Below are 26,761 nucleotides of genomic sequence, written 5' to 3' on the forward strand. Positions count from 1 at the left end.
TCCCTGCTCCGCCCCAGAGGCTCGCAAACGTGGCGAGCCTCAACCCTTTCGGGTGGCAGTTTCAGCGTTTGTGCTGACCATGATCACGGGCCGTTTTTTGCGCCGTCGAGTCATGTGATGTACCGGTAGATCCGTCCGGACGATGGGCGTCGTTGTCTCGCTCCTCCTCCCCCTGAGTCCCGGTCTGCGCCCCCGGCTTTTTAGTCTGGGTCTCTTTCTTCATGCTGCTCTCCTCAGCTTGGCCTTTGAACAAGGGAAGCCAATCCGTGGGGCAAAGTTCCATGTTTGGAGCCTAGGCCGGCTTAACGCGCCAACATCCAGATCAGGATCAGGCGTTTGGGTCAAAGGTCAAGCGCGCCACGGTGCAACGCGCTCAGCCTGCGCGCAGCATCAACGCCTCCCTCGTCCAGCAGGCACAACGGGATTCCACTCAACGCGTGCAGCGAATCAGCCAACCGCTCGCCAACCAAGGCCAGCGGGCAGGCAATGTCCATCTGCAAGGTCCGCAAGCGCCTGGCCAAGGCGGTGCTTACCGGCGCCTGGACTTTTATCACCAGCGCCGCGGGCTGCATGGCCGTACACAATAACGGCAAGTCTTCCAACGACTGCCCGCAGCCCAGTACGTCGATGCGCTGTTGCTCGCTGCTCAACATCAGCCCAGCGCACAGCACCTCGAATTCGGCCTGCCCCTCGGTGCTTGCCAGCAGCACCCGCGGTGCGGGGATCTGATTCAAGTGCAGGCGCGCAAGCAAGCGGGCACGCAGGAACGTATCGAGAAACAGCCATTGGCTACGCTGGCCTGGAGCCGCTCCTGACGCCAACTCATACCAAACCGGCATCAGCACTTCACGCAGCACGGAGGTCTTGGGAAACAGAGTGAACAACTGGCCATGAATCCCCTCCAACGCCTGTGCATCGAATGCCTCGGATGCACGCACCACAGCGTCTCGCCATTCGTCGAAGGCCGAGGGCTGCTGCACTGGTGCCTCAGGCCGGCCGGCGAGCCTGTCGCCGACCTTGCTGATAGGCAGGCCGTTGGCAGTCCAGCGCAGGATGTCGCGTATGCGTTGCACATCCCGGGCGGTGTACAAGCGATGGCCGCCCTCGGTGCGCTGCGGGCGTATCAACCCATGGCGCCGCTCCCAGGCGCGCAACGTGACCGGATTGATGCCGGTCAAGCTGACCACATCGCGCATGGCTAGCAAATCGGGTGGGGTGGTGTCAGTCATAATCAGAGAATATCCGGTAGATCGAGCATTCTAAACTCATATGGACTTTCTGCGGCGAGCCTCCATGGTCCATCATGCAACCAACGGCGCCGAGGTCTTCCACATAGAAGCAATCTGCGCATCTCGCATATAAAACGCCTGTAGGTGGGCCCTATGATCCCCGCGAAACTCCTTCAACTGATGGTCGAGCATTCGAACGATGGCATCGTCGTTGCCGAGCAGGAGGGCAACGACAGCATCCTCATCTACGTCAACCCCGCCTTCGAGCGACTGACCGGCTATGCCGCCGACGACATCCTCTATCAGGATTGCCGTTTCCTGCAGGGCGAGAATCATGACCAGGAAGGCCTCGCTAGCATCCGCGCTGCGATCCGCGATGGCAGCCCCTGCCGTCAGGTACTGCGCAACTATCGCAAGGACGGAAGCCTGTTCTGGAACGAGCTGTCCATCACCCCCGTGTACAACGAGGCAGACCAGCTGACGTACTACATCGGCATCCAGCGCGATGTGACAGCACAGGTTTGCGCCGAGGAAAAGGTGCGCGAGCTGGAGGCTGAACTGGCCCTGCTGCGCCGTCAGCTCGGGCAGGACGAGCGCTAAAAAATCAATACACAACCCTCAATCTGTATAGATTAATCCTTGGGCTTCAGCTATACCTGTACAACAAATATATTTTGTACAGGATTACCTGGAGCCCAGCATGTCTGCATACCTACAGCAATTCGCCGAGCGCTTCGCCAGTCTCGATGGGGCTAACCTCGACAGGCTGGAAAACCTGTACAGCGAGGACATTACTTTTCGCGACCCTCTGCACCACATACAGGGCCTGCAGGCACTGCGAGCCTACTTCGAGCAGTTGTACGCCAACGCCAGCGATATCCGCTATGCCTTCATCAGCGCCGACGAGGTAAGCCCCGGTCAGGGCTACTTGCGCTGGACCCTGCAGTTCCGCCACCCACGCCTGGCCGGGGGTCGGCAGATCACGCTGCAAGGGTGCAGTTGCCTGCACTGGCGCGACCGTGTGCATTTTCACCAGGACTATTTCGACGCCGGCGCCCTCATCTACGAACACCTTCCGATCATGGGCGGCGCAATCCGCTGGCTCAAAGGCAGGCTGGCATGAGCCGCTGCTGGTTGACCGGCGCTAGCAGCGGTATCGGTGCCGAGCTCGCTCGCATCCTGCTGGAGCAAGGCCATCAAGTGGCCCTGGGCGCACGCCAGGCCAATCGCCTTGCACCCCTGGCCGAACAGTTTCCTGGGCAGGTACTGCTGGCCATCGGCGATCTTGACGACCCAGAGGATATCGCCGCGATCACCGCACAGATCGAACAGGCCTGGGGAGGCCTGGACATGGTCATTCTCAATGCCGGCACCTGCGAATACCTGGAGCCGGGGCAGTTCGATCCGGCGCTGGTCGAGCGCGTGATGCGCACCAACCTGCTCAGTGTCGCCTACTGCATGGCATCGGCACTGCCCCTGCTTCGCAAGGGCCAGCGCCCTCACCTGGTGGTGATGGGCAGCTCGGTGACCTGGCTGGCCTTGCCCCGCGCCGGTGCCTATGGCGCCTCCAAGGCTGCGGTGCGCTATTTGATGGAATCACAGCGGATCGACCTGGCCCGCGAGGGTATCGCAGTCACCTTGGTCAGCCCTGGCTTTGTCGACACACCTTTGACACGCCGCAACGACTTCCCCATGCCGCAGCTGTGGAGTGCGCAGCGCGCCGCCCGACACATCGCCAGGCGCTTGCCCCACCGCCCCGTGGAAATCAACTTCCCCGGTCTTTTCACCTGTGTATTGCGCCTGCTCGGTGCGCTACCGGCGCGTCTGCGTCTGGCCCTGGGGCAGCGCCTCGCCCGTCATGAACAGGAAGGTTGATTCATGCGTATAGCAATCATCGGCAGCGGCATCGCCGGGCTGACCTGCGCCCATCTGCTGTCGCGCAACCACCAGGTCACGGTTTTCGAAGCCGAGCGCTGGATCGGTGGCCACACACACACCCTCGATGTGGTCTGGAAGGGCCAGCGCCATGCAATAGACACCGGCTTCATCGTGTTCAACGACTGGACCTACCCCAACTTCATTCGGCTGCTCGACCAGCTCAAGGTCACCTCACAGCCCACCGAAATGAGTTTTTCCGTGCATGACCCGGCCACAGGCCTTGAGTACAACGGCCACGACCTGAACACACTGTTCGCACAACGCCGCAACCTGATCTCCCCAGGCTTCTGGGGAATGCTGCGGGATATTCTGCGCTTCAACCGCCAGGCACTGACCGACCTGGACAGCCAGCGTATCGATGCCAACACCACGCTGGGTAGCTACCTTCAGGCGCAGGGCTATGGGCAGCGCTTCATCGACCACTATATCGTGCCGATGGGATCGGCCATCTGGTCGATGTCCCGCGCCGACATGCTCCACTTCCCCCTCGAGTTCTTCGTCCGTTTCTGTCGCAACCACGGCTTGCTGTCGGTCAACCACCGTCCACAGTGGCGGGTCATCAAAGGTGGTTCGAGCAGCTACATCGCACCACTGTGCCGCCCCTTCGCTGACAGCATCCGCCTGGACTGCAAGGTTCACCGGGTCAGCCGCGACGAAGGTGGCGTGACCGTCGTGAGCGCAGCCGGCACCGAACGCTTCGACACCGTGGTGTTCGCCTGCCATAGCGACCAGGCCCTGGCCATGCTGGAAAGCCCCAGCACACAGGAACGTGCCGTGCTCGGGGCCATCGGCTACGCCAGCAACGATGTCGTACTGCACACCGACACCCGCCTGCTGCCGCGCCGCAAGCGCGCCTGGGCGAGCTGGAACTACCGCCTGGGAGGCCCACAGCAGGCTCCCGCCGCGCTGACCTACAACATGAACATCCTGCAAGGTATCCAGGCACCGACCACCTTCTGCGTGAGCCTCAACCAGACCGCATTGATAGACCCTGCGCAGGTGATTGCCCGCTTTCAGTACGCCCATCCGCAGTACAGCCTCGCCGCGTCCGCGGCGCAGGCTCGGCAGTCAGAGCTGCAAGGCCAGCAGCACAGCTACTTCTGTGGTGCCTACTGGGGAAATGGTTTTCACGAGGACGGTGTGGTCAGTGCGCTGAAGGTGGCCGCGCATTTCGGGGTGCAACTGTGAACAGCAGCCTCTGCCTGGGCTGGATCAGCCACCGTCGCTTGACGCCGCGCGCCCACGCGTTCCGCTATCGAACAGGCATGTTCTACCTGGATCTGGACGAGCAAACCTGGCTGATGAGCCTGTCACGCTGGCTAGGGCGCTGGCGCCTGGCACCGCTCAGCTTTCGCCAGACCGACTACCTGCCAGCGCTGACCCAGCAGGGACAGACGCTGGCACAGGCCGCGCGCTTGATCGTCCGCCAGGCCACGGGGCATATGCCCGAAGGCCCGGTCCACCTGCTCACGCAACTGCGCTGCTGGGGGCTGTCGTTCAACCCGGTGAGTTTCTATTTCTGCCATGACCGCGACGCGAACCTGGTGGCGATCCTGCTGGAAGTACGAAACACCCCCTGGCGTGAACGCTTCCACTACGTGCTGCCGGTGCACGACAACCTCGGCACACCCTTCACGGTGGCGAAGGCCTTCCACGTGTCGCCGTTCATGCCACTGGACATGGACTATCGCTTTCGCTTCTCCCTGGATGCGCAACATATACGTATCCATATGGAGAACCGGCAACACGAGCGCACGGTGTTCAAGGCAGACCTCGCCTTGCAGCGCCAGCCTTTGGACCGCGCCGGTCTGCATCGATACATCCTGGCCTTCCCGTGGATGAGCCTGCGCACCCTCTCGGCTATCTACTGGCAAGCACTGCGCCTGCTGTTCAAACGCACCCCCATCCATGACCACACTGCCCGCCAGAATCACTTGGCGCTCGGCCACTCCTGCGAGGACACGAATGATGTCGAATCACACCCTGAGCGTTAGCAAGTTCGCCGGCCTTGCGCCGTTGCTCGGCGGTCTGGCACGAAGCGCCGTGCTCGCCCAAATGGGCAAGCTGCGCCACGGTCACTTGCGCCTGCTGTGCCACGGCCAGCAGTGGAGTTTTGGCGATACCGAGAGCCCGTTGCAGGCCGAGGTGGAGGTGCTCGATGACGCCACCTGGAGCCTGATCGCCGGCAATGGCTCGATCGGCGCTGGCGAAGCCTACATCCACGGCTATTGGCGCAGCCCGGACCTTGCGCGGGTGACGCGCCTGTTCGTCGCCAACCTTGAAGTGCTCGACGCGCTCGAGGGCGGCCTGGCGCGCCTCGGCCGCCCTGCCCTGCGGCTGCTGCACCGGCTCAACCGCAATAGCAGGCGCGGTGCCCGACGCAACATTCTGGCGCACTACGACCTCGGCAACGCCCTGTTCGAGCGGCTGCTGGACCCCACCATGATGTATTCGGCAGCCCAGTTCGAGCATCCCGGGCAGACACTGGAACACGCTCAGGTGAACAAGCTGGAGCGCATCTGCCAGAAACTTGAGCTATGCCCTGACGATCACCTGCTGGAAATTGGCTGCGGTTGGGGCTCCCTGGCGATTCACGCCGCCACCCGATACGGCTGCAGGGTTACCACCACCACCCTCTCCGAAGCGCAGTACAGCCATACCCTGGACCGCGTTCGGGCGCTGGGCCTGGAGCAGCGCATAACGGTACTTCGCGAGGACTACCGCGACCTGGAAGGCCGTTTCGACAAACTGGTATCGATCGAGATGATCGAAGCGGTCGGCCATCGTTATCTGCCGGTGTACTTCCGCCAGTGCGCCGCGCTGCTCAAGCCCGATGGCCTGATGCTGCTGCAGGCCATCACCATTCGCGACCAACGCTACGACCAGGCACGGCGCTCGGTGGACTTCATCCAGCGCTACATTTTCCCCGGAGGCGCCCTGCCTTCGCTGAGCGTGATGCTCGACACTGCCAGCCGGCACACTGCGCTGAACCTTGTACATATGGAGGATTTCGGCCAGGACTACGCCCTCACCCTGCAGCATTGGCGGGAAAACCTGCGTCAGGCACGCACGGCGCTGGCCGACCTGGGCTACGACGACATGTTCCAGCGCCTGTGGGAATTCTACTTGTGCTACTGCCAAGGCGGCTTCGAGGAGCGCGCCATCGGCGTTGCCCACCTGCTGTTGGCCGCGCCCCAGGCACGTCGTGCGCCCTTGCCAGGCCATGCCTGATGCACGGCGGCAGGCTGGTCGCCAATGCCCTTTGGTTGCAGGTCGGCTGGTGGGCCTGCGTACTGGGTGCAGAACGGCCCTGGTTCTTGCTGCTGGTGATCCTCGGCCTGGGCGTGCACCTGCGCCTGAGCCGAGACGTCAGCGGCGAGTTCAAGGCGCTGTGGCGCGTTACCTTGGCCGGCTGCCTGCTTGATACGGTGCTGGGAGCGCTGGGGGTATTCGCGTTCGATGCCTGGCCGCTGCCACTGTGGCTCGCGCTGCTGTGGCTGGTGCTGGCCAGCGGCATGCGCCACAGCCTGGCATGGATCGCCAGGGACTGGCGGCTCGGTGCACTGCTGGGCGCAATCAGCGGCCCACTGGCTTACTTGGCGGGCGCCAGGCTGGCCGGGGTGGGATTGCCCTTGGGCACGCTGGAGACCGGCCTGCTACTGGCGCCCATCTGGGCCTTCACCTTGCCCCTGCTCTTGCGCCTGGCGGCGTGGCGCTGACCTGCGGCATCGCTCAGAGCAATAGCGCACCTGTTCCCAGCAGCGCGCCCAGCGCTTGCGCCAGTTGAACGGCAGGCCACAGACCACACAGATCTTGCTGGGCAACAGGCTCTTTTTCATATCGGCTGCCCGGCATCCAGTCGCGCCAACAATGACTGGCCGCGTTGCCATACGGCATCGCGACGGCTGGCCGACATGCCATCGAGCCCACGATAGGCCAGCGCCAGCCGCGGGTTAGCCGAAAGCACGGTGCGATGGCGAATGAGAAAATGCCAGTACAGGGCATTGAACGGGCAAGCATCCTCCTCGGTTACCTGGCCAACCCGGTAACTGCAAGACGCGCAATGGTCGGACATGCGCTGGATGTAACGACCACTCGCACAGTAGGGCTTGGACCCAAGGTAGCCACCGTCGGCATGCATCACCATGCCAAGCGTGTTGGGCAGCTCGACCCAGTCGAAAGCGTCCATGTAGACCGCCAGATACCACTCACAAATCGCCGTCGGCACGATACCGGCCAGCAAGGCGAAGTTTCCGGTCACCATCAGCCGCTGGATGTGGTGCGCGTAACCCAGCCGCAAGGTCTGCCCGATGGCTTGCGCCATGCAGCGCATACGGGTTTGCCCGGTCCAGTAGAATTCCGGCAACGCCCGCTCGTTGCCCAGGTGATTGAGCCCGGCGTACTCCGGCATGCGCAGCCAATAGATCCCGCGCACATACTCGCGCCAGCCTATCAGTTGGCGGATGAAGCCTTCGGCTGCATTGAGCGGCACTCGCCGCTCGCGCCACGCCCTGTCGACGTCTTCACACAGGCTACGCACATCCAGAAGCCCGATGTTGAGCGCTGCACTGATACGTGCATGAAACAGATACGGCTCGCCCTCGGCCATCGCATCCTGGTAGTCCCCGAAAGCCGCCAGGCCAAACTCTAGAAAGTGTTGCCAGAGCTGCTGGGCCTGGGCATGGGTTACTGGATAGTCGAAGCCGTCGGTGGCCCCGTAGTGGTCGCTGAAGCGCTGACCTACCAGCGCCTGCACCGCTGCTGTGATCTCGTCCTGCGCAAAATGCGCAGCGAATGGGCCACGTAGCTGACGTGGCAACGGCTTGCGATTGTCGGCATCGAAATTCCAGGCTCCACCTGCCGGGCTGCCATCGAGCTCCATCAGCAGGCCGGTGCGCTTGCGCATGCCACGGTAGAAGTGCTCCATGCGCAGTTGGCGCCGCTCAGCGGCCCAGCGCCCAAAGGCTTCGCGCGAGCACAGAAAACGCCGGTCACGGTGCCACACCAGCGGCAACCCGGCATCACGCAATGCCTGCTCCAGACGCCACTCGCCGCACTCGGTCAGGTGGATCTGCGTGGCGCCCAAGGCCTGTTGCCAGCGACACAACTCGCCAACGATGCTGCCGCTGTTGCCTGCAGCATCGAGCTCGACATAGTGCACTTGCCAACCCCGCTCGCGCAGGCACCGAGCGAAGTGCCGCATGGCGCTGAAAATCAGAACGATCTTCAGTGGATGGTGCGGCACGTACCGGGCCTCACCCTCCACCTCCGCCATCAAGATAGCGTCACGGGCAGGATCGAGAGCGCTCAGGCTCGCCAGGTCGAACGACAGCTGGTCACCCAGCACCAGGCCCAGGCGCATCGTTTCGCCTACCACTGGCTGGCGAGCGTTATCGGGACGCGCAGTGGTTCGATGGGGCCGTCACGTTGCCCGCACATCTCATCATGTACCACGTGCTGCACCAGCGTGCAGGGCACGGCTGGCAGGCCCGTCAGCAACTGGCGTAGCTCGGTGGTGGAGCGCACGCGCAGGGGCTGCCCATGGGCATCGTTGAGAGTCACAGGGCCAGCGTCGGTCAAGGCACGCAGGAGGTAGAAGCCGCCTTCCAGCGACAGCAGTTCCAGCGCCTTCGCTTCGCCGGTCGAGACCCATTGAAACAGCGTGACCAGGTTCACGGCGTACTCTCCGGGAGGCGGCGGAAGAACAGGGTGATCTGGCCGATTTCCACGCCCAGCTTGCTCATACTCGAGCGATTGATCAGGGTGTCGTCATCCATCAGGTACATCCAGTCGTCCAGGTCCACTTGCCAGTTACGCCCATCGACAGGCAGGTCAAGCTGATAACGCCAGCGCAACGCGTTACCCGCCACTTCCCCCCTCGCCTCGCCAATGACGTCCCCCGCCGTTCCGCGCCAGCGGCCAGGGCCGTCGGGCACCAACCGCCAGGTGCGTTCCTGACGGGTGCCATCGCTGTACAGAAAATGTTCTTCGAGGATCAGATGCTCACCTTCACGACGGCTATCGATGCGCACATGAAAGCGCTTGATTACCTCACCGGAGCGCTTCTGGAACATCCCCCAGGCCTGTACCGGCCGCGAGAAGAACGCCACCAGGTCGAGCTTGGGCTGCTCCTGGGCATAGCGTTCAACCCCGACATTGCCACAGCTGCCCAGAAGCAGACACAACGCCAGCAACAGTGCTTTGTACATATTCAGCGTCCTCGTTCACTGCCAGCCAGCCCGAGCAGGCGCTGACGCAGTTGTGGATCCCTGGCACGTGGATCGAGCCAGATGGCAAAGAACGCCCGGGCAAAGGCCGGGTCAGTGATTTCGCGGCTCAATTCACCGTCGACGTAAAAGCGGCAACCCTGCCCCGGCAGGTACAAGCCTGTAATTCGCATCCCGGGGCGCACGTCCACGAATGCCGCTTCAAGCGCCTGGGTCCAAGCCGGGCGTTGCTGCGGCGCAATGCCGCCAGCGTTGAGACGATGCATTTCCTCGAGGCTGGCCTGTACCAGCGTGTCCTTGGACAACGACCGGTGATAGAGAAGCTCGAGGGCGAACGGCTGGTTCCAGTCCAGCGCCGGCGCCAGCGTCCATAGCTGGGCGGTGTAAAGACGCAGGCCGAACCAAGTGAACTCACCCGCACCCAACCGCTGCGCACCGGGCAACTGCGAGCGCCAGTCCGCCGTCGCCGAAAACGCAACGATCAGCAGGCAAAGGCACGTCCAACGAGCACGGTGAACCATATTGACCTCAAGCGCGGCCCAATACTGTACAAAGATAGCATGATGTACAGATATTTTATTGGCATGTACAGTTTTTTGCCATTCGCCTCCAAGCCACGGGCACAGTCGTTGGTCGCAGCCGAAATCGAAAAGAGCTGCCCGTCGAGCTATCCGGTCAAAACGTTCGCACTTATTTGCCTGCGCGGTAGTCATAGGTCTGAATACCACCTCGGCTACCGGAGCTTCCATGCCCATGACCCGCGCCTGCCAACAGCTCGCTCTGGAGCAGAATCGCCGGCTGTTCGCCAGCGCCTATGAACTCGACCGCGCAGCCTTTGCCCTACTCGAAGGCGTCGGGCTCGACGCCTTCGACTTCGGCCATTACCAGGAGCTGCGGCGCAAGGCAGCCGAGCGTTATCAGGAGGCCATCGAGCATCTGGCCCTCCTTGAGGGCAACCGCTCATCGCCAAAGTGAGCGCCAGCCTATAATCTGCGCCCAGTGCCCGGCGATTCGCCCCAGGCCATTTCCAGGTCCGAACAAGGCTGATGCCATGAAGTCGTCCAGCAAACCGTCCCTCGCCTCGCCGCACAATCCGGCGCTCAGCCCCAGCCATCTGGGTTTCCCCGTGGTCGGCATCGGCGCCTCGGCCGGCGGCCTGGAAGCGATCCGCCGGTTCTTCCGGCACGCCCCGGACGACTCCGGCATGGCGTTCGTTGTCGTCCTGCACCTCTCCCCCCATCACCAGAGCCAGGCTGACCGGATCATCCAGGCGGTCACCCGCATGCCGGTACGCCAGGTCAGCGAGCCGGTGCCGATCGAACGCAACCATGTCTACGTGATCTCGCCAGCCAATCGCCTGTCGACCAACGACGGCTACCTGCGGGTCAGCCCAACCAAGCGCGGCCGCGGCGATCATGTGGCCATCGACCTGTTCTTTCGCGACCTGGCCGACGTGCACAAGGACCATGCATTCTGCGTGGTGCTCTCGGGAACCGGCAGCGACGGCGCCGTAGGCCTGTCGCGCATCAAGGAACAAGGTGGCGTGACCCTGGTGCAGGCACCCGATGATGCCGAGTACCCCGACATGCCCCGTGCGGCGCTGGCCACCGGCATGGTTGACCTGCTGCTGCCAGTAGCTGAAATGCCTGCGCGCCTGGTCGAGTTGTGGCGCACGGCGCGGCAGGTGAAACTGCCGGAAATCGAAGACGACAGCCTGCCGCCGCCATTGGGAGAGCGCGAGGGTGATCCGGCGGCGAGCGACCCGCTGCTGGATGAGATCCTGCTGACGCTGCAAGGCGAGACCGGACACGACTTCAGCCACTACAAGCGCGCCACCGTACTGCGCCGCCTGGAACGCCGCCTGCATGTCACCGGCCAGACAGAGCTGGCCGGCTATCTCGACTTCCTGCAGCACCACCCGGAGGAGTCGCGGGCACTGCTGGCCGACATGCTGATCGGAGTGACCAACTTCTTCCGCGATCGCGAGGCGTTCGAGGCGTTGCAGCGCCATGTGATGCCGGGCCTGGTCAACAAGGATGCCAGTGAAGAGTCCGCGCACGAGGTACGCCTCTGGTCAGCAGGCTGCTCCACCGGCGAGGAGGCCTATAGCCTGGCGATGCTGGTGACCGAGCAGTTGGCGGTGGAACAGCGCAGCGCCCAAGTACAGGTATTCGCCACCGACCTCGACGAACGCGCCATCAACATCGGTCGCGCCGGCCGGTATCCGGACGCCATCGCCACCGACGTGTCGGCGGCACGCCTGCGCCAGTTCTTCATCAAGGAGGACCAGCACTTGCGGGTGCGCAAGGAAATCAGGGAAAAGGTCCTGTTCGCCCGTCACAACCTGCTGTCCGATCCGCCATTCTCCCAGCTCGACCTGATCGTCTGCCGCAACCTGCTGATCTACCTGGACCGCGAGGTGCAGCGCGATATCCTGCGCCTGTTCCATTTCGCCCTGCGTCCAGGCGGCCATCTGTTCCTTGGCAGCTCCGAGTCGACGGACCTTGCGGCCGACCTGTTCGTCGCCGTGGACAAACGCAACCGCATCTTCCGCGCCCGGGAAGTGCAGACCACCAGCCATCCGCCGCGCCTGCAGGCCCCGGAGCCTGCGCTCGCACCACCGGCCCGCGCACGCAGCAGTCGCCGCTTGTCCTACGCCGAGATCCATCACCGCGCCCTCGCCCGCTGCACGCCGCCCAGCCTGGTGATCGATACCGAGGGCAATATCCTGCACATGAGTGAAGGTGTCGGGCGCTTCCTGCACCACGCCGGTGGCGAGCTCAGCCACAACCTGCTCAGCCTGATCATCGCGCCGTTGCGACCGGCCTTGCGCAGTACCTTGCTGCAGGCGCAAGGCAGCGGCCAGGCGGTGACCTCGCGCAGTGTCTCGGTCAGCCTCGACGAACATCCCACGGCCGTGCAAATCCTGGTGCAGCCGCACCAGGACGACCCCAGTGGCACCGACTGCCTGCTGGTGGTGTTCCAGGCGATCGAAGTCGACAGCAGCGCCAGTACCAGCGCCGCCGTCGAGCAGACCGAAGGCATGGTGTTGAGCAACCTGGAGCGCGAACTGCATCGCACGCGGCTGCAACTGCAGGAGACCATTGAGCAATCGGAGTTTTCCAGCCAGGAGCTGACTGCCTCCAACGAGGAAATGCAAGCGATCAACGAGGAGCTGCGTTCGGCCAGCGAGGAACTGGAAACCAGCAAGGAAGAGCTGCAGTCGATCAACGAAGAATTGCTGACGGTCAACTACGAGCTCAAGACCAAGGTCGAGGAGACCGACAAGGTCAACGACTACCTCAGCAACCTGATCGCCTCGACCGACATCGCCACGGTCTTCGTCGACCGCAACCTGTGCATCCGCTGGTTCACGCCCCGCGCCGCGGACATCTTCAGCATGCTGCCGGTGGACACCGGGCGCTCGCTACTCGATATCACCCATCGTCTCGACTACCCTGGCCTGGCCGACGACGCCCGTGCGGTGGTCGAGCGCGAGACCACTATCGAACGCGAGGTGGTCGGCCACAACCAGCACTGGTACCTGGCCCGCTTGCTGCCCTACCGGGCCAGCGAGCGCAATGTCGATGGCACCGTACTGACCTTCATCGACATCAGCCAGAGCCGCGCCGCGGAGGAACGCTTGCGCCAGGGCGAGGAACGCATGCGCCTGGTAGCGGAAAGCACCCATGACTTCGCCATCATCCTGCTTGATGAACAAGGCCTGATCACTGACTGGAATACCGGTGCCGCGCTGATCTTCGGCTATGGCAAGGACGAAGTCCTCGGCCACCACTACCAACTGATCTTCACCGAGCAGGACCAGGCCAGCGGTGTGCCAGAGCGCGAGCTGCGCAGCGCCCGCCTCCATGGCCGCGGCCAGGACGAGCGCTGGCACGTGCGCAAGGATGGCAGCCGCTTCTACTGCAGCGGCGAAGTGTCCCGCCTCAAGGGCAGCAGCCTGCGCGGCTACGTGAAGATCGCCCGCGACCTCACCGGCCACAAGCGCCTGCACGACGAACAGAGCAAGCAACTGGCCGAGTCGCAGAGCAGCAGCCACATGAAGGACGAGTTCTTCGCCGTCATGTCCCACGAACTCAAGCACCCGCTGAACCTGATCCAGCTCAACGCCGAGATCCTGCGGCGCTCGCCCTCGGTGAAGTCCGCCAGTGCCGCCAGCAAGGCGGTCGGGATCATCTGTGATGCGGTATCCAGTCAGGCACGAATCATCGACGACCTGCTCGATGTCGCCCGCATCCGCACCGGCAAGCTCAAGCTCAAGACCGAGGTGATCGACCTGTGCGCAGTGCTGCAGGGGATCCATGCGGTGGTGCTCAACGAGCAGCATACTTGCACCGTGCGCCTGGTGTTGCCGGCCGATGGCGCGCCCGTTCACGTCGAGGCCGATGGCACGCGGCTCGAGCAGATCATCTGGAACCTCCTGAACAACGCCTTGAAGTTCAGCCCCGCAGGCACCGAGATTCGCGTGGTGCTCGCCAAGCGAGACAGCCAGGCCCAGCTAGAGGTGATCGACCAGGGCGTGGGGCTGACCGAGGATAGCATCGAGAGCGTTTTCGACCTGTTCACCCAGGCCGCACCGCAGTTGTCCGGCAACAGCCGCGAAGGGCTGGGTATCGGCCTGTCGCTGGTGCGCCAGTTGGTCGAGGCCCATGGCGGGACGGTCGCGGCGTATTCTGCGGGGCTTGGTTGCGGCACCACCTTCACCGTCTCCCTGCCGTTGTGCGCGCCCGAGCGCCAGGCCACGCCAGATGCTCCCGAGCAGGCCAGCGACGGACGCCTGGATGGTATCAAGGTGCTGCTGGTAGACGACTCGAAGGAAATCCTCGAGGTCATGCAGCAGTTGCTGGAGATGGAAGGTGCGAACGTCGAGGCCTACAGCGACCCGCAAGCAGCGCTCGAGGCCGCCGCCGACGGACGCTACGAGATCATCCTGTCCGATATCGGCATGCCGGTAATGGACGGTCATGCCCTGATCAAGGCGCTACGGGGCCTGGAACACCTGCGCTACACACCGGCCATTGCCCTGACCGGCTACGGCGCCAGCGCCGACCAGTACCGCTCACGCCAGTCGGGCTTCGACCGCCACCTGAACAAACCGGTGGGCTATGACGACCTGGTCAAGGCCATAGAGACACTGTGCGGGTCGGTGCCCTATTGAACGGGCTCAGCACCGCTGAAGGCCACTCCCTGCACTGCTGTTGTTCACCCGCTAAATGTTTGTCCGGCGGTCCTTCAGGCAACTGGTCTGGAAATCCGAGAATCTTTGCAGTGCGATGACTCGCGCCCTGGTCACAACTGAACACAGGCGTTCCTGTGTTCGACCAGAGGTACACCCTCATGGTTGATAAAAGCGACTGACCTACCTGCCCAGGAGACCGACCATGAGCGACCCCAATCATCCAGATCCTTATGTCGATGAAGTCCCACACGATCCCGGCGAGAAGATACCTGCGCCCGATCCCCAACAAGAGGCACCCGAATGGCCGGAAGGCCAGGTCGCCCCAGAAGAGCAATCCGACGGCTGAAGGCCCGGCGCTTTCCAGGTAGCGCCACTCGTCAATCCTGCTGAACCCTCTCGATCCGCCACGGGTCGCTACTGATGAGTACATCAATACAGGGGGCTGTGGTGAGCGAGATCCGCATTGGTATTTCCGGTTGGCGCTATGGCCCATGGCGCAAGGACTTCTACCCCAAAGGGCTGCGCCAGGACGACGAGCTGGCGTTTGCCTCGCGGGCGGTCAACAGCATCGAGATCAATGGCTCGTTCTACGCGCTGCAGACTCCGGAACGCTACGACCGCTGGCGTGACGAGACGCCAGAGGATTTCGTGTTCTCGGTCAAGGCCCCACGCTATATCACCCATGTGCGCAGGCTTCGCGAGATCGACGAAGCGCTGGCCAACTTCTTCGCGTCGGGCCCGCTGCTGCTGGGTGACAAACTTGGGCCTTTCCTCTGGCAGTTTCCCCCTAACCTGAAATTCGACGTGCAGCGCTTCAGCGACTTTCTGGCCAAGCTCCCGCATGACCGCTCTGCCGCCCGCCGCCTTGCCCGCCAGGCCGCCGAGCGCCTGCAAGGCAACGGTGGGGCGGCCGTCAAGGGCAACTCACGCCTGCGCCACGCCGTGGAAATCCGCCACCCCAGTTTCCTCTGCGATACCTTCATCGACCTGCTGCGCAAACACAAGGTCGCCCTAGTGGTCGCCGACAGCGCGGGCAAATGGCCCTATGTCGAGGAAGTCACGGCCGATTTCATGTACCTGCGCCTGCATGGCGATGTCGAGCTCTACAGCAGCGGCTATACCGCCAGCGCGCTGCGCCGCTGGCGTATGCGTATCCAGGCCTGGGCTGCGGGCGGCCCGCCGGAGGATGCCCAGCGCGTCGTACGCCGCGCCCCGGCAAAGCGCGCTTCCCGTGACGTGTACTGCTACTTCGACAATGACCAGAAAGTGCATGCCCCGTACGATGCCCGTCGCCTGCTTGGCAAGCTCGGCCTTGACGGCGAATTGGTGACAGAGCCCGGCGTCGATCCGCAGGAGCCGCTATGAACGGAACTTTGCCCGCCCCCCGCTGCATCATCGACAAGGTGACTGCCGTGCACCGCCTGACGGTGCTCACCCTCAACGTGCACAAGGGTTTCACCCTGTTCAACCGCCGTTTCATCCTGCCGGAGCTGCGTGAGGCGGTACGCGCTACCGGGGCCGACCTGGTGTTCCTGCAGGAGGTACACGGCAGCCATCAGCAGCATGCCGAGCGCCACCCGACCTGGCCGACGGCACCTCAGTACGAATTCCTCGCCGACAGCATGTGGCCGCAGTTCGCCTACGGACGCAACGCGATCTATCCCCATGGCGACCATGGCAACGCCCTGCTGTCCAAGTTTCCGATCCGCGCCCACGACAACCTTGACGTCACGATCCACGGCAACGAAGAACGCGGCCTGCTGCATTGCCAGCTCGAAGTGCCCGGCCATGAGCAGGTGCACGCGATCTGCGTGCACCTGGGTCTGCGCGAAGAGCACCGCCAGCGGCAAGTCGGCCTGCTGCTGGCGTTGCTCGACAGCCTGCCGTCGGGCGAGCCGGTCATCGTCGCTGGCGACTTCAACGACTGGCGTCTGAAAGCAGATGTGCGCCTCTCGAGGCATCTGGTCGAAGCCTTCGGCAAGCCGGCGCGCAGCTTTCCCGCCCGCCTGCCGCTGCTGCGCCTGGATCGCATCTACCTTCGCAACGCACAGGCCTGCGGAGCCCGGGTGCTGTCCAGATACCCGTGGACGCACCTCTCCGACCACGCCCCGCTGGTAGCGCAGGTGACGCTATGAAGCTGTCCTGGAGCGACGGCAACCACATCCAGTTGCTGATCAACGGCGAGCAGTACTATCCACGCGTGTTCGAGGCCATAGCCCAGGCTCGCGAGGAGATTCTCCTGGAAACCTTCATCATCTACGACGACAAGGTCGGCCAGCCCTTGCGCCAGGCCCTGATCGACGCCGCACGGCGTGGGGTAAGGGTCGAGGTGGCCGTGGACGGTTACGGCACCGCCGACCTGCCCGACGAATTCATCGCCTCGATGACCGCGGCCGGGGTCCGTTTCCATTCGTTCGATCCGCAACCACGGCTGGCCGGCATGCGCACCAACCTGTTCCGTCGCCTGCACCGCAAGATCCTGGTGATCGACGGACAGCGCGCGTTCATCGGCGGTCTCAATTACAGCGCCGATCACCTTGGCGATTTCGGCCCGCAGGCCAAGCAGGACTATGCCGTGGAGGTCGTCGGCCCCGTGGTGGGCCAGCTTCACGCGTCCTCTTGCCGATTGCTCGCCCCCGTGCTGGACGCCGCCAGTCGAATCCAACCGAACGGTATCGCTGCAGGCCCGGCCAGTGCCGTGCTGGTGGAACGCGACAACCGGCGCCATCGCAACGATATCGAAGTCTGCTACCTGCAGGCCTTCCGTGAAGCCAGGCAGCGTATCGTCGTGGCCAACGCCTACTTCTTCCCCGGCTACCGCCTGCTGCGCGAGCTGCGCAACGCCGCTCGGCGCGGGGTCGAGGTAACCCTGATCCTCCAGGGGCAGCCAGACATGCGCTGGGTCCGCACACTCTCCCGGCTGCTCTACAACTACCTGTTGCGCGACGATGTGCGCATCCACGAATACTGCCAGCGCCCGCTGCACGGCAAGGTGGCGTTGGTGGACGACGACTGGTCCACGGTGGGGTCGAGCAACCTCGACCCGCTGAGCCTGTCGTTCAACCTCGAAGCCAACCTGCTGATCCGCGACCGTGCGTTCAACGATCTGCTCTACCAGCACTTGAGCGCACTGACCCGCGAGCAGTGCAAGGCCGTGACGCTGGAGCGCATGGTGCGTGGCTACTGGTGGCGCGCCCCGTTGGTCTTCCTGGGCTTCCACATCACCCGCTATTTCCCGCGCATCGCTGGCTGGTTTCCGGCACACCGGCAACGCCTGCAGTCGCTGCAAAGCGAAAGCGAGGCTCCGGCCGACTACCAAGAGGGCAAGACCTGATGGCCACGGCACGCTGGAAGACCTGGGGCAAACGCCTGCTGACCGTGCTGTTCCTGGTGTTGATCCCGGTACTGCTGTTCACCCTGGCGCGCAACCTGGACTGGAACGAAGTCAGCCAGTCGCTACGGGCCTACCGGCCCTCGACCCTGGTGCTGGGGTTGCTGCTGGCTCTGTGCAGCTACCTGGTGTTCGCCAGCTACGACCTGCTCGCCCGCGCCTATACCGGACACCGCCTGCCGGCCCGGCAGGTGCTGCCGGTAGCATTCGTCTGCTATGCATTCAACCTCAATTTCACCACCTGGGTCGGTGGCGTGGCCCTGCGTTACCGCCTGTACGGCAGGCTGGGCCTGGACACCCCGACCATCACCCGCATCCTCACCCTGGGGCTGCTGACCAACTGGATGGGCTACCTGCTGTTGGCCGGCATCGTATTCGCCTTGGGCTTGGTCAAGCTGCCGCAGAGCTGGACGGTAGGCGCTGGCGGCCTGCGCCTGATCGGCGTCCTGATGATCGTGGTCGCGTTGGCCTATCTGTTCGCCTGCGCCTTCGCCAAGCGGCGCACGTGGGACCTGCGCGGGCATGAAGTCACCCTGCCGAGCCTGCGCCTGGCGTTGTGCCAAGTGGCCCTGGGCGCAAGCAACTGGGCGCTGATGGCGGCGTTGATCCATCTGCTGCTGCCACCGGAGCTGTTCTATCCCTCGGTGCTGGGTGTGTTGCTGATCAGTTGCGTGGCGGGCGTGGTCGCCCATATACCCGCCGGGCTCGGCGTGCTGGAGGCCGTGTTCCTCGCCCTGCTTCACGGCCAGCTCGGCCAGGGCACGCTGGTGGCCGCACTGCTGGGCTATCGAACGTTGTACTACCTGATCCCGCTGCTGTTGGCGGTGGTCACCTACCTGATCCTCGAAAAACGCGCCAAGGCCTTGCGCCGACAGGCCGGGCCAGCCCTCGACAAGCGCTGATGGGCCAGGCGCGGAGCGATTGCGAACGCAGCCACGGTGCCTGGCCGCCCCATTGACGCACAGGAGAACTGTCCAACTTTTCGGGGGCAGTCCATCCCTGTGGGAGCAGGCCTGCCCGCGAAGAAAGACGCCCCAATCTCAAGGATTGCTCACCACTGCCAGCCAATCGGCAAAGCGCTCCACCTTCGACAACCCGCGCTTGTCACCCGGCACCTCCATCCAGTAGCCATAAGGCCCGATCACCTCCACCGGGGTGATCGGCAGCAGGCTGCCGCTGGCCAGCTCACGCTCGATCATCTGCCTGTCGATCACCGCCAGGCCGCCGCCGGCCAGGGCGGTGTGGATCACCTGGTCGAGGGTGCCGAACTCGATGCCGCAGTCGGCATCGACATCGCTGCGCCCTGTGGCCGCCAGCCAGTTCTCCCACACCCGCAGGCGGCGGCCTTCGTGGAGGATGTGCAGCAGCGGGTGATCGCGCAGACAAGGCTCACGGCCATCCTGGAACAGCTCGGGGCTGGCCACGGCGATGTGCCGTTCCATCACCAGCAAACGGCGATTACCCGTGCCCTCGCCTTCACGGCTGAACAGGATGCGGCAGTCGAGTTCGCCGGGGTGCTCGTCATCACGCTGGCTGGTGACGCTGAGGCTGATGTCCGGGTAGCGCTGCATGAAGCCGCGCAGGCGTGGCGATAGCCAGCGGGTGGCCCAGGTCGGTGGCGCAAGGATACGCAGGCGCTGGCGCAGATTCGGCACGCGCACCGCCTCCAGCGCCCGCTCGATGCGATCGAACGCCTCGCCCAGGTGCGGGGCCAGGGCGTTGCCTGCCTCGGTCAGGGTCAGGCCACGCGGGCCGCGGACGAACAGCACGACGCCCAGGTAATCCTCCAACTGCTTGATCTGTCGGCTGATGGCGCCCTGGGTGACGTTCAGCGCATCGGCGGCGCGATTGAAGCTGCGGTGGCGAGCAACTTCCTCGAAGACCTTGAGCATGTTCAAAGGCGGCAGGGTGCGCATGGTGGGGCTCTGCTGATCGTTGTTTTTGTAGGGCGATTCTACAGGGGCGCGACTGCCTGCAAACATGCGTTTTTCTCGGGTTACCGCTGCGTAATGCTCGTTTGTGCCGGGGCACGGGCGTTGGATAGGGTCGCCCCAATCGCGGGCTTGTCCCGCGATTGGGCCGCACAGCGGCCCCGATAACGACAAGAAACCACCAAAGGTGCCCCCACCCATGCCCGCACTTCCGTTGCGTCACACCCTGCTTCCCGTCCTGCTGACCCTCAGCGCCGCAGCCCAGGCTGTGCCGATCACCGAGAACCTCGACGTCGGCGGCGCGATCCGCGCACGCTTCGACCACGACCCGGACCGCAACATCGACAAGGCCGGCCTGGACACCATCATGCTGCGCGCCAACTACGACTCGGACAGCTGGATCGGCGCGGTGCGCTATCGCTTCTATGGCAAGGCCTACCCCTACCAGTACACCGACAAGGTCGGCGATATCCAGTTCGCCGAGTACGCCTGGGTCGGCTACAAGTTCGACGAGAACCGCCAGGTCCAGGTCGGCCTGAACAAGATCCCCTTCGGCCTGCAGCCGTATTTCGGCAGCACCTTCTACGAGACCCTGGGCAACGTGATCGGGCTTGAGGACGTCGAGGCGGTAGGCGCCAAGTACATTCACCAGCAAGGCGACTGGAACCTGCAACTGGGTCTCTACGGACGCCCCGCCTGGCCTGGCCGCGGCACCAGCAACGGCACCACCTACTCCAGCGTGGTGACCTCGGCCGACGACTATGTCGCCAACGGCAGCCGCAACCAGGAGCGGCAGATCGCCGTGGCGCGCCTGGCGCGCTCGTTCAAGCTCGGCGACTGGCAATCGGAGGCCGGCATCTCGGGCCTGACCTCGCGCCTGGAAAACCGCGACACCCACGACGACGGCCGACGCAACGTGATCGGCGTGCACTATCTGGGCAAGAACGGCCCCTGGGGCGTGCAGATGCTTGCCGCGCGCCAGCAGATGTCGCCACGCAACCCGGACAACAGCGAGCGAGTGACCTTCGGTGGCTACGACGGCACCTACAACGTCGCCAGTCGCGGTAACCTGTACGTCGGCGACCTCAGCTACAGCGTGCCCGGCACCTTTCTCGGCGACTGGATCAGCGGAGTCACCCTGTATGGCAACTACAGCCGCTTCGACAAGTCTGCATCCGGCTTCGACAGTTCCGAACGCTTCATCCTCGGCACCTCGTTCTCGGTGCGCAGCTTCTACATCGCGGTGGAATGGCTGAACGGGCGCAACGATCCGTACATCGGCGGCAGCAGCTACACCGAAAGCCTCGCCCAGGGCGGCACCAACCATTGGGAGAACCAGCTGTACATGAACATCGGCTATTACTTCTGAAAACCCCGGGCCGCTGTGCGGCCCCACTCCCACCAGGAGACACGGCGAGTGAAACGCAAGATCCCGGCACTCAACGCCCTCAAAGCCTTCGAGGTGGCCGGCAGCACCGGCAGCTTCACCCGCGCCGCCGAACTGCTCAACGTCACCCAAAGCGCCGTCAGCCGCCAGGTGCGCCAGCTCGAGGAACAGCTTGGCGAATCGCTGTTGCAGCGCCGCCACCATCACCTGCAGCTCACCGACGCCGGGCGTACGCTGCTCAATGCCCTGCAGCAATCGTTCGACCGTATCGAGCTGACCGTACGCGGCATCCAGCAACGCCAGCACCCCACGCGCATCCGTCTCAACGCCCCGCCAACCTTCGCCAGCCGCTGGCTACTGCCGCGTCTTGGGCGCCTGCGCGAGGCGTGTCCGGGGCTCGAAGTGACACTCACCACCCAACTGCAGGACAACCTCGCGGAAATCGCCACGCTCGACTGCGCGATCCGTTTCGGCAATGGCGAATGGGACGGCCTGGACAGTTCGCTGCTGATGCACGAACGGCATATCGCGGTGTGCTCGCCGTCGCTGCTGGCCCAGCAGGAGGAGCGCCGGGTCGACCTGCATCACATGCCCCTGCTGCACGTGCTGGCCCGCGAGGACCAGCGCTTCCTGACCTGGCGCCACTGGCTGGACGCCGCCAGGATCCAGGGCGTTGACCTGCGTGGCGGCTATGAATTCGACCTGCTGGACATGGCCATCCGCGCCGCCATCGACGGGCTCGGCATCACCATCGCCGACCGGCAGATGGTCGCCAGGGAGCTGGCTGCCGGGCAACTGGTGCAGGTGCTGGACGTGCAGGTCGACGGCCACCAGTCGTACTGGTTCGTGACCCGACCGGACCAGCAATTGCCCGCGCATGTGGAGCAGTTTCGCGAGTGGCTGATGCAGGAGGTGTGGCTGGCCGAGCGCAACCTGGGTGGGCCATCGGAAGTGGCGGTCTGCGAATAGGCGCAGCCGCCATCGCGGGGCAAGTCAGGGCGCCGAACCGCCCCACAGGGGCCTGCGCTGCTTTCGTAGGAGCGGGCTTGCCCGCGAAAAGAACACCGCGCTGAATGGCACCGGCTCCGCCGGTGATCGCGGGACAAGCCCGCTCCCACAGGGATTGGGCAGGCCTTTAGATTTTGAACAAGACAGTTGCTCCCACAGCTAACACCGCAGTATTCAGAAATTGCAAAGCTGTTGTAGGCAGTTCGGCGCCCCGCTTGCCCGCGAAGCAGTCCCCTCCCCCCTCAAGTAACATGCATTTAAAGCACATTACCCCCACGCATTAATCGTTTGTTCCCCGCCCCTGCCTGCGACAAATTGTTCGCCATAACCCACAAGAAAAACCGCTGCGCCAGCCGCCCCGTGCCCGCTCGCCAGCCCTCGTGGGCCCGTTCAACCCGCAAGCGGACACCTTCATGCGTACAGAACACAACTTCATCGACGGTCGCTTCGTCGTCGCCCCCGAGCAACTCGCCCTGAGCGTGTTCGACCCGGCCACCGACGTGCAGGTCGGCAACGTCAGCGCCGCCAGCCCTGCCCAGGCCATCCTGGCCGTCGAAGCCGCCAGCCGCGCCCAGCGCAGCTGGGCTGCCCTGCCCTCGATCGAGCGTGCCCAGCACCTGCGCCGCCTGGCCGACGCCCTCGAAGCCTGCGCCGACGACATCGGTGCAGCGCTGGCCTGCGAATCCGGCAAGGCCCCCGGCGAAGCCCGCAACGAGGCGCTGTACGCCGCCGAGATCACCCGTTACCACGCCGAATGGGCACGCCGCATCGAAGGCGAAGTGATCCCCAGCGACACCCGTGACGAAACCATCCTGCTCAAGCGCGAAGCCATCGGCGTGGTCGCCTGCCTGATTCCGTTCAACTACCCGGTCTACACCTTGCTGCGCAAGGTTGCCCCGGCACTGATCGCCGGCAACACCGTGGTCGTGCGCCCAAGCAACAACACCCCACTGTCGGCCTTCGCCATCGCCCGCGCCGTGCAGCAGGCGCAATTGCCCGACGGGGTGATCAACATCCTGGCCATGCAGCACGATGTCGCCGCCACCCTCTGCACCCAGACGGCGGTCGGCATGATCACCCTCACCGGCAGCGTACGCGCCGGGCGCACGGTGCTCGAATACTGCAAGGCCAACATCGCCAAGCCGTCGCTGGAACTGGGCGGCAAGACCCCGGCCATCATCGAGCCCGATGCCGACCTGGAGGCCGCTGCCGCCGCCATCGTCGCCTCCAAGACCACCCACTGCGGCCAACTGTGCACCGCCATCGAGCGCGTCTATGTGCAGGCCAGCGTACACCAGCGCTTCCTCGCCCTGCTGCGCGACAAGTTCGCCACCGTGCGCATCGGCAACCGCGCCGAGGATGCCGCCTGCATGGGCCCGCTGATCAGTGCAGGCTCGCGCGAGGAGATCCACGCCAAGGTGCAGCGCGCCGTCGCGGCCGGGGCCCGTATCGAAGCCGGCGGCTACCTGCCCGAGGGCCCGGGCAACTTCTACCCGGCCACGCTGCTCAGCGGCTGCCGCCAGGACATGGAGATCGTCCAGGAAGAGACCTTCGGCCCGGTGCTGCCGGTAGTGGCCTACGACACCCTCGACCAAGCCCTGGCCATGGCCAACGACCACCAGTTCGGGCTGTCGTCGGTGCTCTACAGCGAGAACTACCGCAGCGCCATGAAGCTGGCCAACGCCATCGAAGCCGGCGAGCTGTACGTCAACCGCACCCCTGCCGACCCCTACCAGGGCTACCACGCCGGCTGGAAACGCTCGGGGTTGGGCGGCGATGACGGCAAGCACGGCATGCTCGAATTCACCCAGACCCGCCTGGTGGTCCTCAAGTACTGACCCGCGCAGGGCACGCTGCCTGCGTGCCCTGCTCCACTGCCCTGCGACAACCCCGACGACAGATCCGCCCACGAGAACAACAATGAAAAAAACAATAAATACCGAGGCGCTCAGCGTGCCCAGCACTTCTGCCAACTTCTCGCGCTACCTGCAACTGGCCCTGCTGGTGCTGGCGGCCGGCGCCATCTACCCGATGCTGTACCTGCGCCAGGTGTACCAGAGCACCATGCTCGAGGCGCTGTCGATCAGCAACAGCGAGCTGGGCTACCTGTACTCGATCCTCGGCACCGCCTTCCTGGTCAGCTACCTGCCCAGCGGCTGGCTCGCCGACCGCATTTCACCGCGCTTCCTGATCAGCTTCTCGCTGGTCGGCACCGGCCTGCTCGGAGTCTGGTACGCCCAGTTGCCAGGCTTCGAAGCGCTGCTGGCGATCTTCTGCGGCTTTGGCATCACCACCGGCCTGACCTTCTGGGCCTCGCTGATCAAGCGGGTCAAGATGATCGCGGGCGAAAGCGAACAAGGCCGCTTCTTCGGTGTGCTCGATGGCGGCCGAGGCCTGGTCGAGGCGCTGCTGGCGACCATCGCCATCGCCCTGTTCGCCCAGGTCGCCGACAGTGCCGGCGGCAGTGCCGTGGGCCTGACCCGGGTCATCCACTTCTACGCCGCCTGCTGCGTGATCCTGGGCCTGGCGCTGATGCTGGTGCGCGACCCGCAGGTCAAGGCCGACACCATCAAGGCCCGCGAAAAGGCCAACCTGCTGCACGACCTGCGCACCTTGATGGCGATCCCCGAGCTGTGGCTGGTCACCGCCATCGTGTTCTGCGGCTACCACTTCTTCTGGGCCACCTACAGCTTCTCGGCCTACCTGCAGGAGGGTGGCTTCGGCCTCAGCGCCACCGCCGCCGGCCTGATCACCACCATCAAGCTGTGGATGCGCCCGCTGGGCGGCATCGGCGGCGGCTGGCTGGGTGACCGCTTCTCCAAGACCGGTGTGCTGGCCTGGGCCATGGTCCTCGCCGCCGTCGGCATGATCGGCCTGATCGTGCTGCCGAGCCTGCGGGTGCTGGGCGTGCTGGTGTTCCTGGTGATCTTCATCGGCCTGATGACCTACGCCATCCGCGGCCTGTACTGGGCCATCCTCGACGACTGCCAGGTGCCGCTGCGGGTCACGGGCCTGGCGATCGGCATCATCTCCCTGGTCGGCTACTCGCCGGACGTGTTCCTGCCCCTGCTCAACGGCTGGATCATCGATCACTTCCCAGGCTTCCTCGGCTACCAGATCTACTTCTCCTACGTCGTGGTGATGGGCCTGCTCGGCGTCGTCGCCACCCTCATCCTGAACAAACGCATCAAGTCCAAGGCGGGCAAAGCATGAAGATCGTATCCCTGCAAACCCACGTGGTGGCCGTGCCACCGCCGCATGTCGGCGGCATGTACTGGCTGTTCGTCACCCTCAAGACCGACTGCGGCATCGAAGGCGTCGGCGAGATCTACGCCGCGACCTTCCACCCGCGCGCCATGGTGCCGGTCATCGAGGACGTGTTCGCGCGCTACCTGCTCGACCAGGACCCGCACCATATCGAACGGTTCTTCCGCCGCGCCTATTCCAGTGGTTTCACCCAGCGCCCGGACCTGACCATGATGGGCGTGGTCAGCGGCCTGGAAATGGCCTGCTGGGACATCATCGGCAAGGCCGCGAACAAGCCTGTCTACGAGCTGCTCGGCGGCCAGGTGCACGAGCGTCTGCGCTCCTACACCTACCTCTACCCGGTCAACGCCCAGGGCGAGTACGACTACAGCGACCCGGACCTGGCCGCTGAATGTGCCGTGCAGAACATGCAACTGGGCTTCACCGCGCTGAAGTTCGACCCGGCCGGCCCCTACACCGCGTTCTCCGGCCATCAGCTGTCGCTGGAGGTGCTGGAGCGCTGCGAGACCTTCTGCAAGCGCATCCGCGAAGCGGTGGGTAACCGTTGCGACCTGCTGTTCGGCACCCACGGGCAGATGGTGCCGTCGTCGGCGATCCGCCTGGCCAAGCGCCTGGAAAAATACGATCCGCTGTGGTTCGAAGAGCCGATCCCACCGGGCCAGGAAGAGGCCATGGCCCAGGTCGCGGCCAAGACCAGCATTCCGATTGCCACCGGCGAGCGCCTGACCACCAAGTACGAGTTCTTCAAGCTGCTGCAGGCGGGCGGTGCGTCGATCCTGCAGATGAACGTCGGGCGCTGCGGCGGCCTGCTCGAGGGCAAGAAGATCGCCAGCATGGCCGAGGCCTACTACGCGCAGATCGCCCCGCACCTCTACAACGGCCCGATCGGCGCGGCGGCGAGTTTCCAGCTGGCGGCCTGCACGCCGAACTTCCTGATCCAGGAAAGCATCGGCACCTGGGATGGCTTCCACGCCGAAATCCTCAACAAGCCCCTGCAATGGGAGGACGGCTACATCATCCCGTCCCGCGAGCCGGGCCTCGGGGTCGAGCTGGACATGGACGTAGTACGCCGTCACTCAGGCTACGAAGGCGAGCGCCTGCACCTGCAGATGGCGCCGCATCCGGTCGACGTCAAGGACGTCTCGCCGGCCAAAGGTTGAGCGTCAAGCCGCCCCGGCCTCGG

The 26,761-nt window shown here is 64.4% G+C and carries 27 protein-coding genes; 19 read left to right on the top strand and 8 right to left on the bottom strand.

Translation table 11 applies throughout. The features are described from left to right. Positions 1 to 61 precede the first annotated feature (61 nt). Positions 62 to 223, bottom strand: a complete 162-nt coding sequence (locus tag ACK3BK_RS14100; protein ID WP_186707698.1) for a hypothetical protein — start codon at positions 221 to 223, stop codon at positions 62 to 64. 118 nt (positions 224 to 341) lie between these two features. Beyond that, positions 342 to 1,229, bottom strand: a complete 888-nt coding sequence (locus ACK3BK_RS14105) for a MerR family transcriptional regulator (protein ID WP_186707700.1) — start codon at positions 1,227 to 1,229, stop codon at positions 342 to 344. Between the two features lie 153 nt (positions 1,230 to 1,382). On the opposite strand from ACK3BK_RS14105, the gene ACK3BK_RS14110 reads away from it, so the two are divergent. From ACK3BK_RS14110 to ACK3BK_RS14140, 7 genes are all read left to right on the top strand, one after another. Beyond that, positions 1,383 to 1,829 (top strand): PAS domain-containing protein, encoded by a 447-nt coding sequence (locus ACK3BK_RS14110; protein ID WP_411382657.1) that lies wholly within the window; start codon positions 1,383 to 1,385, stop codon positions 1,827 to 1,829. A gap of 100 nt (positions 1,830 to 1,929) precedes the next feature. Next, positions 1,930 to 2,352 (top strand): nuclear transport factor 2 family protein, encoded by a 423-nt coding sequence (locus tag ACK3BK_RS14115; protein WP_186707704.1) that lies wholly within the window; start codon positions 1,930 to 1,932, stop codon positions 2,350 to 2,352. Continuing rightward, positions 2,349 to 3,104, top strand: coding sequence for an SDR family NAD(P)-dependent oxidoreductase (locus ACK3BK_RS14120; RefSeq protein WP_186664173.1), 756 nt, complete (start codon positions 2,349 to 2,351; stop codon positions 3,102 to 3,104). Before ACK3BK_RS14115 ends, ACK3BK_RS14120 begins: the two co-directional genes overlap by 4 nt. A gap of 3 nt (positions 3,105 to 3,107) precedes the next feature. Further along, on the top strand, positions 3,108 to 4,355 hold the full coding sequence (locus ACK3BK_RS14125; RefSeq protein ID WP_186720498.1) for an NAD(P)/FAD-dependent oxidoreductase: 1,248 nt from the start codon (positions 3,108 to 3,110) through the stop codon (positions 4,353 to 4,355). Continuing rightward, complete coding sequence (locus tag ACK3BK_RS14130) at positions 4,352 to 5,161, top strand: DUF1365 family protein (protein WP_186707710.1); 810 nt, start codon at positions 4,352 to 4,354, stop codon at positions 5,159 to 5,161. The genes ACK3BK_RS14125 and ACK3BK_RS14130 overlap by 4 nt, the downstream gene beginning before the upstream one ends. Then, positions 5,136 to 6,398 carry an SAM-dependent methyltransferase gene (locus tag ACK3BK_RS14135; protein ID WP_186664167.1) on the top strand — a complete coding sequence of 421 codons (1,263 nt, stop codon included), beginning with the start codon at positions 5,136 to 5,138 and terminating at the stop codon, positions 6,396 to 6,398. The genes ACK3BK_RS14130 and ACK3BK_RS14135 overlap by 26 nt, the downstream gene beginning before the upstream one ends. Further along, a complete protein-coding gene (locus ACK3BK_RS14140) occupies positions 6,398 to 6,886 on the top strand; it encodes a DUF2878 domain-containing protein (protein WP_411382658.1) in 489 nt (162 codons plus the stop codon). Before ACK3BK_RS14135 ends, ACK3BK_RS14140 begins: the two co-directional genes overlap by 1 nt. Here the strand turns inward: ACK3BK_RS14140 and ACK3BK_RS14145 are convergent. Genes ACK3BK_RS14145 through ACK3BK_RS14165 form a run of 5 tightly spaced genes read right to left on the bottom strand, consistent with a single transcriptional unit; the run spans position 6,824 to position 9,915 of the window. Next, positions 6,824 to 7,006, bottom strand: coding sequence for a DUF2256 domain-containing protein (locus ACK3BK_RS14145; RefSeq protein WP_186664163.1), 183 nt, complete (start codon positions 7,004 to 7,006; stop codon positions 6,824 to 6,826). The genes ACK3BK_RS14140 and ACK3BK_RS14145 overlap by 63 nt on opposite strands. Next, on the bottom strand, positions 7,003 to 8,529 hold the full coding sequence (locus ACK3BK_RS14150) for a cryptochrome/photolyase family protein (protein WP_186664161.1): 1,527 nt from the start codon (positions 8,527 to 8,529) through the stop codon (positions 7,003 to 7,005). Before ACK3BK_RS14150 ends, ACK3BK_RS14145 begins: the two co-directional genes overlap by 4 nt. Positions 8,530 to 8,537: 8 nt before the next feature. After that, positions 8,538 to 8,843: a DUF6482 family protein gene (locus tag ACK3BK_RS14155; RefSeq protein ID WP_063544632.1), complete on the bottom strand. Its 306-nt coding sequence runs from the start codon at positions 8,841 to 8,843 to the stop codon at positions 8,538 to 8,540. Next, positions 8,840 to 9,376: a DUF3833 domain-containing protein gene (locus ACK3BK_RS14160; RefSeq protein ID WP_186664157.1), complete on the bottom strand. Its 537-nt coding sequence runs from the start codon at positions 9,374 to 9,376 to the stop codon at positions 8,840 to 8,842. The genes ACK3BK_RS14155 and ACK3BK_RS14160 overlap by 4 nt, the downstream gene beginning before the upstream one ends. A gap of 2 nt (positions 9,377 to 9,378) precedes the next feature. After that, entirely contained in the window at positions 9,379 to 9,915 is a 537-nt protein-coding gene (locus ACK3BK_RS14165; RefSeq protein ID WP_186664155.1) for a chalcone isomerase family protein, read from the bottom strand. A 226-nt stretch (positions 9,916 to 10,141) separates the two neighbouring features. Here ACK3BK_RS14165 and ACK3BK_RS14170 point away from each other — a divergent pair, with 226 nt between their 5' ends. The 7 genes from ACK3BK_RS14170 to ACK3BK_RS14200 all read left to right on the top strand — a co-directional run bounded on the left by ACK3BK_RS14170 (position 10,142) and on the right by ACK3BK_RS14200 (position 18,887). After that, the gene (locus tag ACK3BK_RS14170; protein WP_186664153.1) at positions 10,142 to 10,369 is read left to right on the top strand and encodes a hypothetical protein; all 228 of its coding nucleotides are present in this window, start codon (positions 10,142 to 10,144) and stop codon (positions 10,367 to 10,369) included. A 76-nt stretch (positions 10,370 to 10,445) separates the two neighbouring features. After that, entirely contained in the window at positions 10,446 to 14,573 is a 4,128-nt protein-coding gene (locus ACK3BK_RS14175; protein WP_411382659.1) for a CheR family methyltransferase, read from the top strand. Positions 14,574 to 14,796: 223 nt separating this feature from the next. Then, positions 14,797 to 14,940: a hypothetical protein gene (locus ACK3BK_RS14180; protein ID WP_288374971.1), complete on the top strand. Its 144-nt coding sequence runs from the start codon at positions 14,797 to 14,799 to the stop codon at positions 14,938 to 14,940. A 74-nt stretch (positions 14,941 to 15,014) separates the two neighbouring features. Beyond that, positions 15,015 to 15,959: a DUF72 domain-containing protein gene (locus tag ACK3BK_RS14185; RefSeq protein WP_411382660.1), complete on the top strand. Its 945-nt coding sequence runs from the start codon at positions 15,015 to 15,017 to the stop codon at positions 15,957 to 15,959. Continuing rightward, positions 15,956 to 16,729 (top strand): endonuclease/exonuclease/phosphatase family protein, encoded by a 774-nt coding sequence (locus tag ACK3BK_RS14190; protein WP_411382661.1) that lies wholly within the window; start codon positions 15,956 to 15,958, stop codon positions 16,727 to 16,729. Before ACK3BK_RS14185 ends, ACK3BK_RS14190 begins: the two co-directional genes overlap by 4 nt. Next, entirely contained in the window at positions 16,726 to 17,928 is a 1,203-nt protein-coding gene (gene clsB / locus ACK3BK_RS14195; RefSeq protein WP_411382662.1) for a cardiolipin synthase ClsB, read from the top strand. The genes ACK3BK_RS14190 and clsB overlap by 4 nt, the downstream gene beginning before the upstream one ends. Continuing rightward, positions 17,928 to 18,887 (top strand): lysylphosphatidylglycerol synthase domain-containing protein, encoded by a 960-nt coding sequence (locus tag ACK3BK_RS14200; RefSeq protein ID WP_186707725.1) that lies wholly within the window; start codon positions 17,928 to 17,930, stop codon positions 18,885 to 18,887. Before clsB ends, ACK3BK_RS14200 begins: the two co-directional genes overlap by 1 nt. Before the next feature lie 138 nt (positions 18,888 to 19,025). On the opposite strand, the gene ACK3BK_RS14205 is transcribed toward ACK3BK_RS14200, so the two are convergent. After that, positions 19,026 to 19,901 (bottom strand): LysR substrate-binding domain-containing protein, encoded by an 876-nt coding sequence (locus ACK3BK_RS14205; protein WP_186664141.1) that lies wholly within the window; start codon positions 19,899 to 19,901, stop codon positions 19,026 to 19,028. 214 nt (positions 19,902 to 20,115) lie between these two features. Between ACK3BK_RS14205 and ACK3BK_RS14210 the strand changes: the two genes are divergently transcribed. The 5 genes from ACK3BK_RS14210 (at position 20,116) to ACK3BK_RS14230 (ending at position 26,738) form a co-directional block, all read left to right on the top strand. Continuing rightward, positions 20,116 to 21,285 carry a porin gene (locus ACK3BK_RS14210; protein WP_411382663.1) on the top strand — a complete coding sequence of 390 codons (1,170 nt, stop codon included), beginning with the start codon at positions 20,116 to 20,118 and terminating at the stop codon, positions 21,283 to 21,285. A 48-nt stretch (positions 21,286 to 21,333) separates the two neighbouring features. After that, on the top strand, positions 21,334 to 22,272 hold the full coding sequence (locus tag ACK3BK_RS14215) for a LysR substrate-binding domain-containing protein (RefSeq protein ID WP_186720511.1): 939 nt from the start codon (positions 21,334 to 21,336) through the stop codon (positions 22,270 to 22,272). A 452-nt stretch (positions 22,273 to 22,724) separates the two neighbouring features. Next, positions 22,725 to 24,149, top strand: a complete 1,425-nt coding sequence (gene aldA / locus ACK3BK_RS14220) for an aldehyde dehydrogenase (RefSeq protein ID WP_411382664.1) — start codon at positions 22,725 to 22,727, stop codon at positions 24,147 to 24,149. 82 nt (positions 24,150 to 24,231) lie between these two features. After that, positions 24,232 to 25,524, top strand: a complete 1,293-nt coding sequence (locus tag ACK3BK_RS14225; protein WP_186707731.1) for an MFS transporter — start codon at positions 24,232 to 24,234, stop codon at positions 25,522 to 25,524. Then, a complete protein-coding gene (locus ACK3BK_RS14230; protein ID WP_288374976.1) occupies positions 25,521 to 26,738 on the top strand; it encodes a mandelate racemase/muconate lactonizing enzyme family protein in 1,218 nt (405 codons plus the stop codon). The genes ACK3BK_RS14225 and ACK3BK_RS14230 overlap by 4 nt, the downstream gene beginning before the upstream one ends. Positions 26,739 to 26,761 lie beyond the last annotated feature (23 nt).

Source organism: Pseudomonas sp. L7 (assembly GCF_046605565.1).
Lineage (GTDB): Bacteria > Pseudomonadota > Gammaproteobacteria > Pseudomonadales > Pseudomonadaceae > Aquipseudomonas > Aquipseudomonas wayambapalatensis.

Bases quoted from the DNA above. Each gene is read 5' to 3' on its own strand.
- ACK3BK_RS14100 (WP_186707698.1), bottom strand. From the start codon at position 223: ATGAAGAAAGAGACCCAGACTAAAAAGCCGGGGGCGCAGACCGGGACT.
- ACK3BK_RS14105 (WP_186707700.1), bottom strand. From the start codon at position 1,229: ATGACTGACACCACCCCACCCGATTTGCTAGCCATGCGCGATGTGGTC.
- ACK3BK_RS14110 (WP_411382657.1), top strand. From the start codon at position 1,383: ATGATCCCCGCGAAACTCCTTCAACTGATGGTCGAGCATTCGAACGAT.
- ACK3BK_RS14115 (WP_186707704.1), top strand. From the start codon at position 1,930: ATGTCTGCATACCTACAGCAATTCGCCGAGCGCTTCGCCAGTCTCGAT.
- ACK3BK_RS14120 (WP_186664173.1), top strand. From the start codon at position 2,349: ATGAGCCGCTGCTGGTTGACCGGCGCTAGCAGCGGTATCGGTGCCGAG.
- ACK3BK_RS14125 (WP_186720498.1), top strand. From the start codon at position 3,108: ATGCGTATAGCAATCATCGGCAGCGGCATCGCCGGGCTGACCTGCGCC.
- ACK3BK_RS14135 (WP_186664167.1), top strand. From the start codon at position 5,136: ATGTCGAATCACACCCTGAGCGTTAGCAAGTTCGCCGGCCTTGCGCCG.
- ACK3BK_RS14140 (WP_411382658.1), top strand. From the start codon at position 6,398: ATGCACGGCGGCAGGCTGGTCGCCAATGCCCTTTGGTTGCAGGTCGGC.
- ACK3BK_RS14145 (WP_186664163.1), bottom strand. From the start codon at position 7,006: ATGAAAAAGAGCCTGTTGCCCAGCAAGATCTGTGTGGTCTGTGGCCTG.
- ACK3BK_RS14150 (WP_186664161.1), bottom strand. From the start codon at position 8,529: ATGCGCCTGGGCCTGGTGCTGGGTGACCAGCTGTCGTTCGACCTGGCG.
- ACK3BK_RS14160 (WP_186664157.1), bottom strand. From the start codon at position 9,376: ATGTACAAAGCACTGTTGCTGGCGTTGTGTCTGCTTCTGGGCAGCTGT.
- ACK3BK_RS14165 (WP_186664155.1), bottom strand. From the start codon at position 9,915: ATGGTTCACCGTGCTCGTTGGACGTGCCTTTGCCTGCTGATCGTTGCG.
- ACK3BK_RS14170 (WP_186664153.1), top strand. From the start codon at position 10,142: ATGCCCATGACCCGCGCCTGCCAACAGCTCGCTCTGGAGCAGAATCGC.
- ACK3BK_RS14175 (WP_411382659.1), top strand. From the start codon at position 10,446: ATGAAGTCGTCCAGCAAACCGTCCCTCGCCTCGCCGCACAATCCGGCG.
- ACK3BK_RS14180 (WP_288374971.1), top strand. From the start codon at position 14,797: ATGAGCGACCCCAATCATCCAGATCCTTATGTCGATGAAGTCCCACAC.
- ACK3BK_RS14185 (WP_411382660.1), top strand. From the start codon at position 15,015: ATGAGTACATCAATACAGGGGGCTGTGGTGAGCGAGATCCGCATTGGT.
- ACK3BK_RS14190 (WP_411382661.1), top strand. From the start codon at position 15,956: ATGAACGGAACTTTGCCCGCCCCCCGCTGCATCATCGACAAGGTGACT.
- clsB (WP_411382662.1), top strand. From the start codon at position 16,726: ATGAAGCTGTCCTGGAGCGACGGCAACCACATCCAGTTGCTGATCAAC.
- ACK3BK_RS14200 (WP_186707725.1), top strand. From the start codon at position 17,928: ATGGCCACGGCACGCTGGAAGACCTGGGGCAAACGCCTGCTGACCGTG.
- ACK3BK_RS14205 (WP_186664141.1), bottom strand. From the start codon at position 19,901: ATGCGCACCCTGCCGCCTTTGAACATGCTCAAGGTCTTCGAGGAAGTT.
- ACK3BK_RS14210 (WP_411382663.1), top strand. From the start codon at position 20,116: ATGCCCGCACTTCCGTTGCGTCACACCCTGCTTCCCGTCCTGCTGACC.
- aldA (WP_411382664.1), top strand. From the start codon at position 22,725: ATGCGTACAGAACACAACTTCATCGACGGTCGCTTCGTCGTCGCCCCC.
- ACK3BK_RS14225 (WP_186707731.1), top strand. From the start codon at position 24,232: ATGAAAAAAACAATAAATACCGAGGCGCTCAGCGTGCCCAGCACTTCT.
- ACK3BK_RS14230 (WP_288374976.1), top strand. From the start codon at position 25,521: ATGAAGATCGTATCCCTGCAAACCCACGTGGTGGCCGTGCCACCGCCG.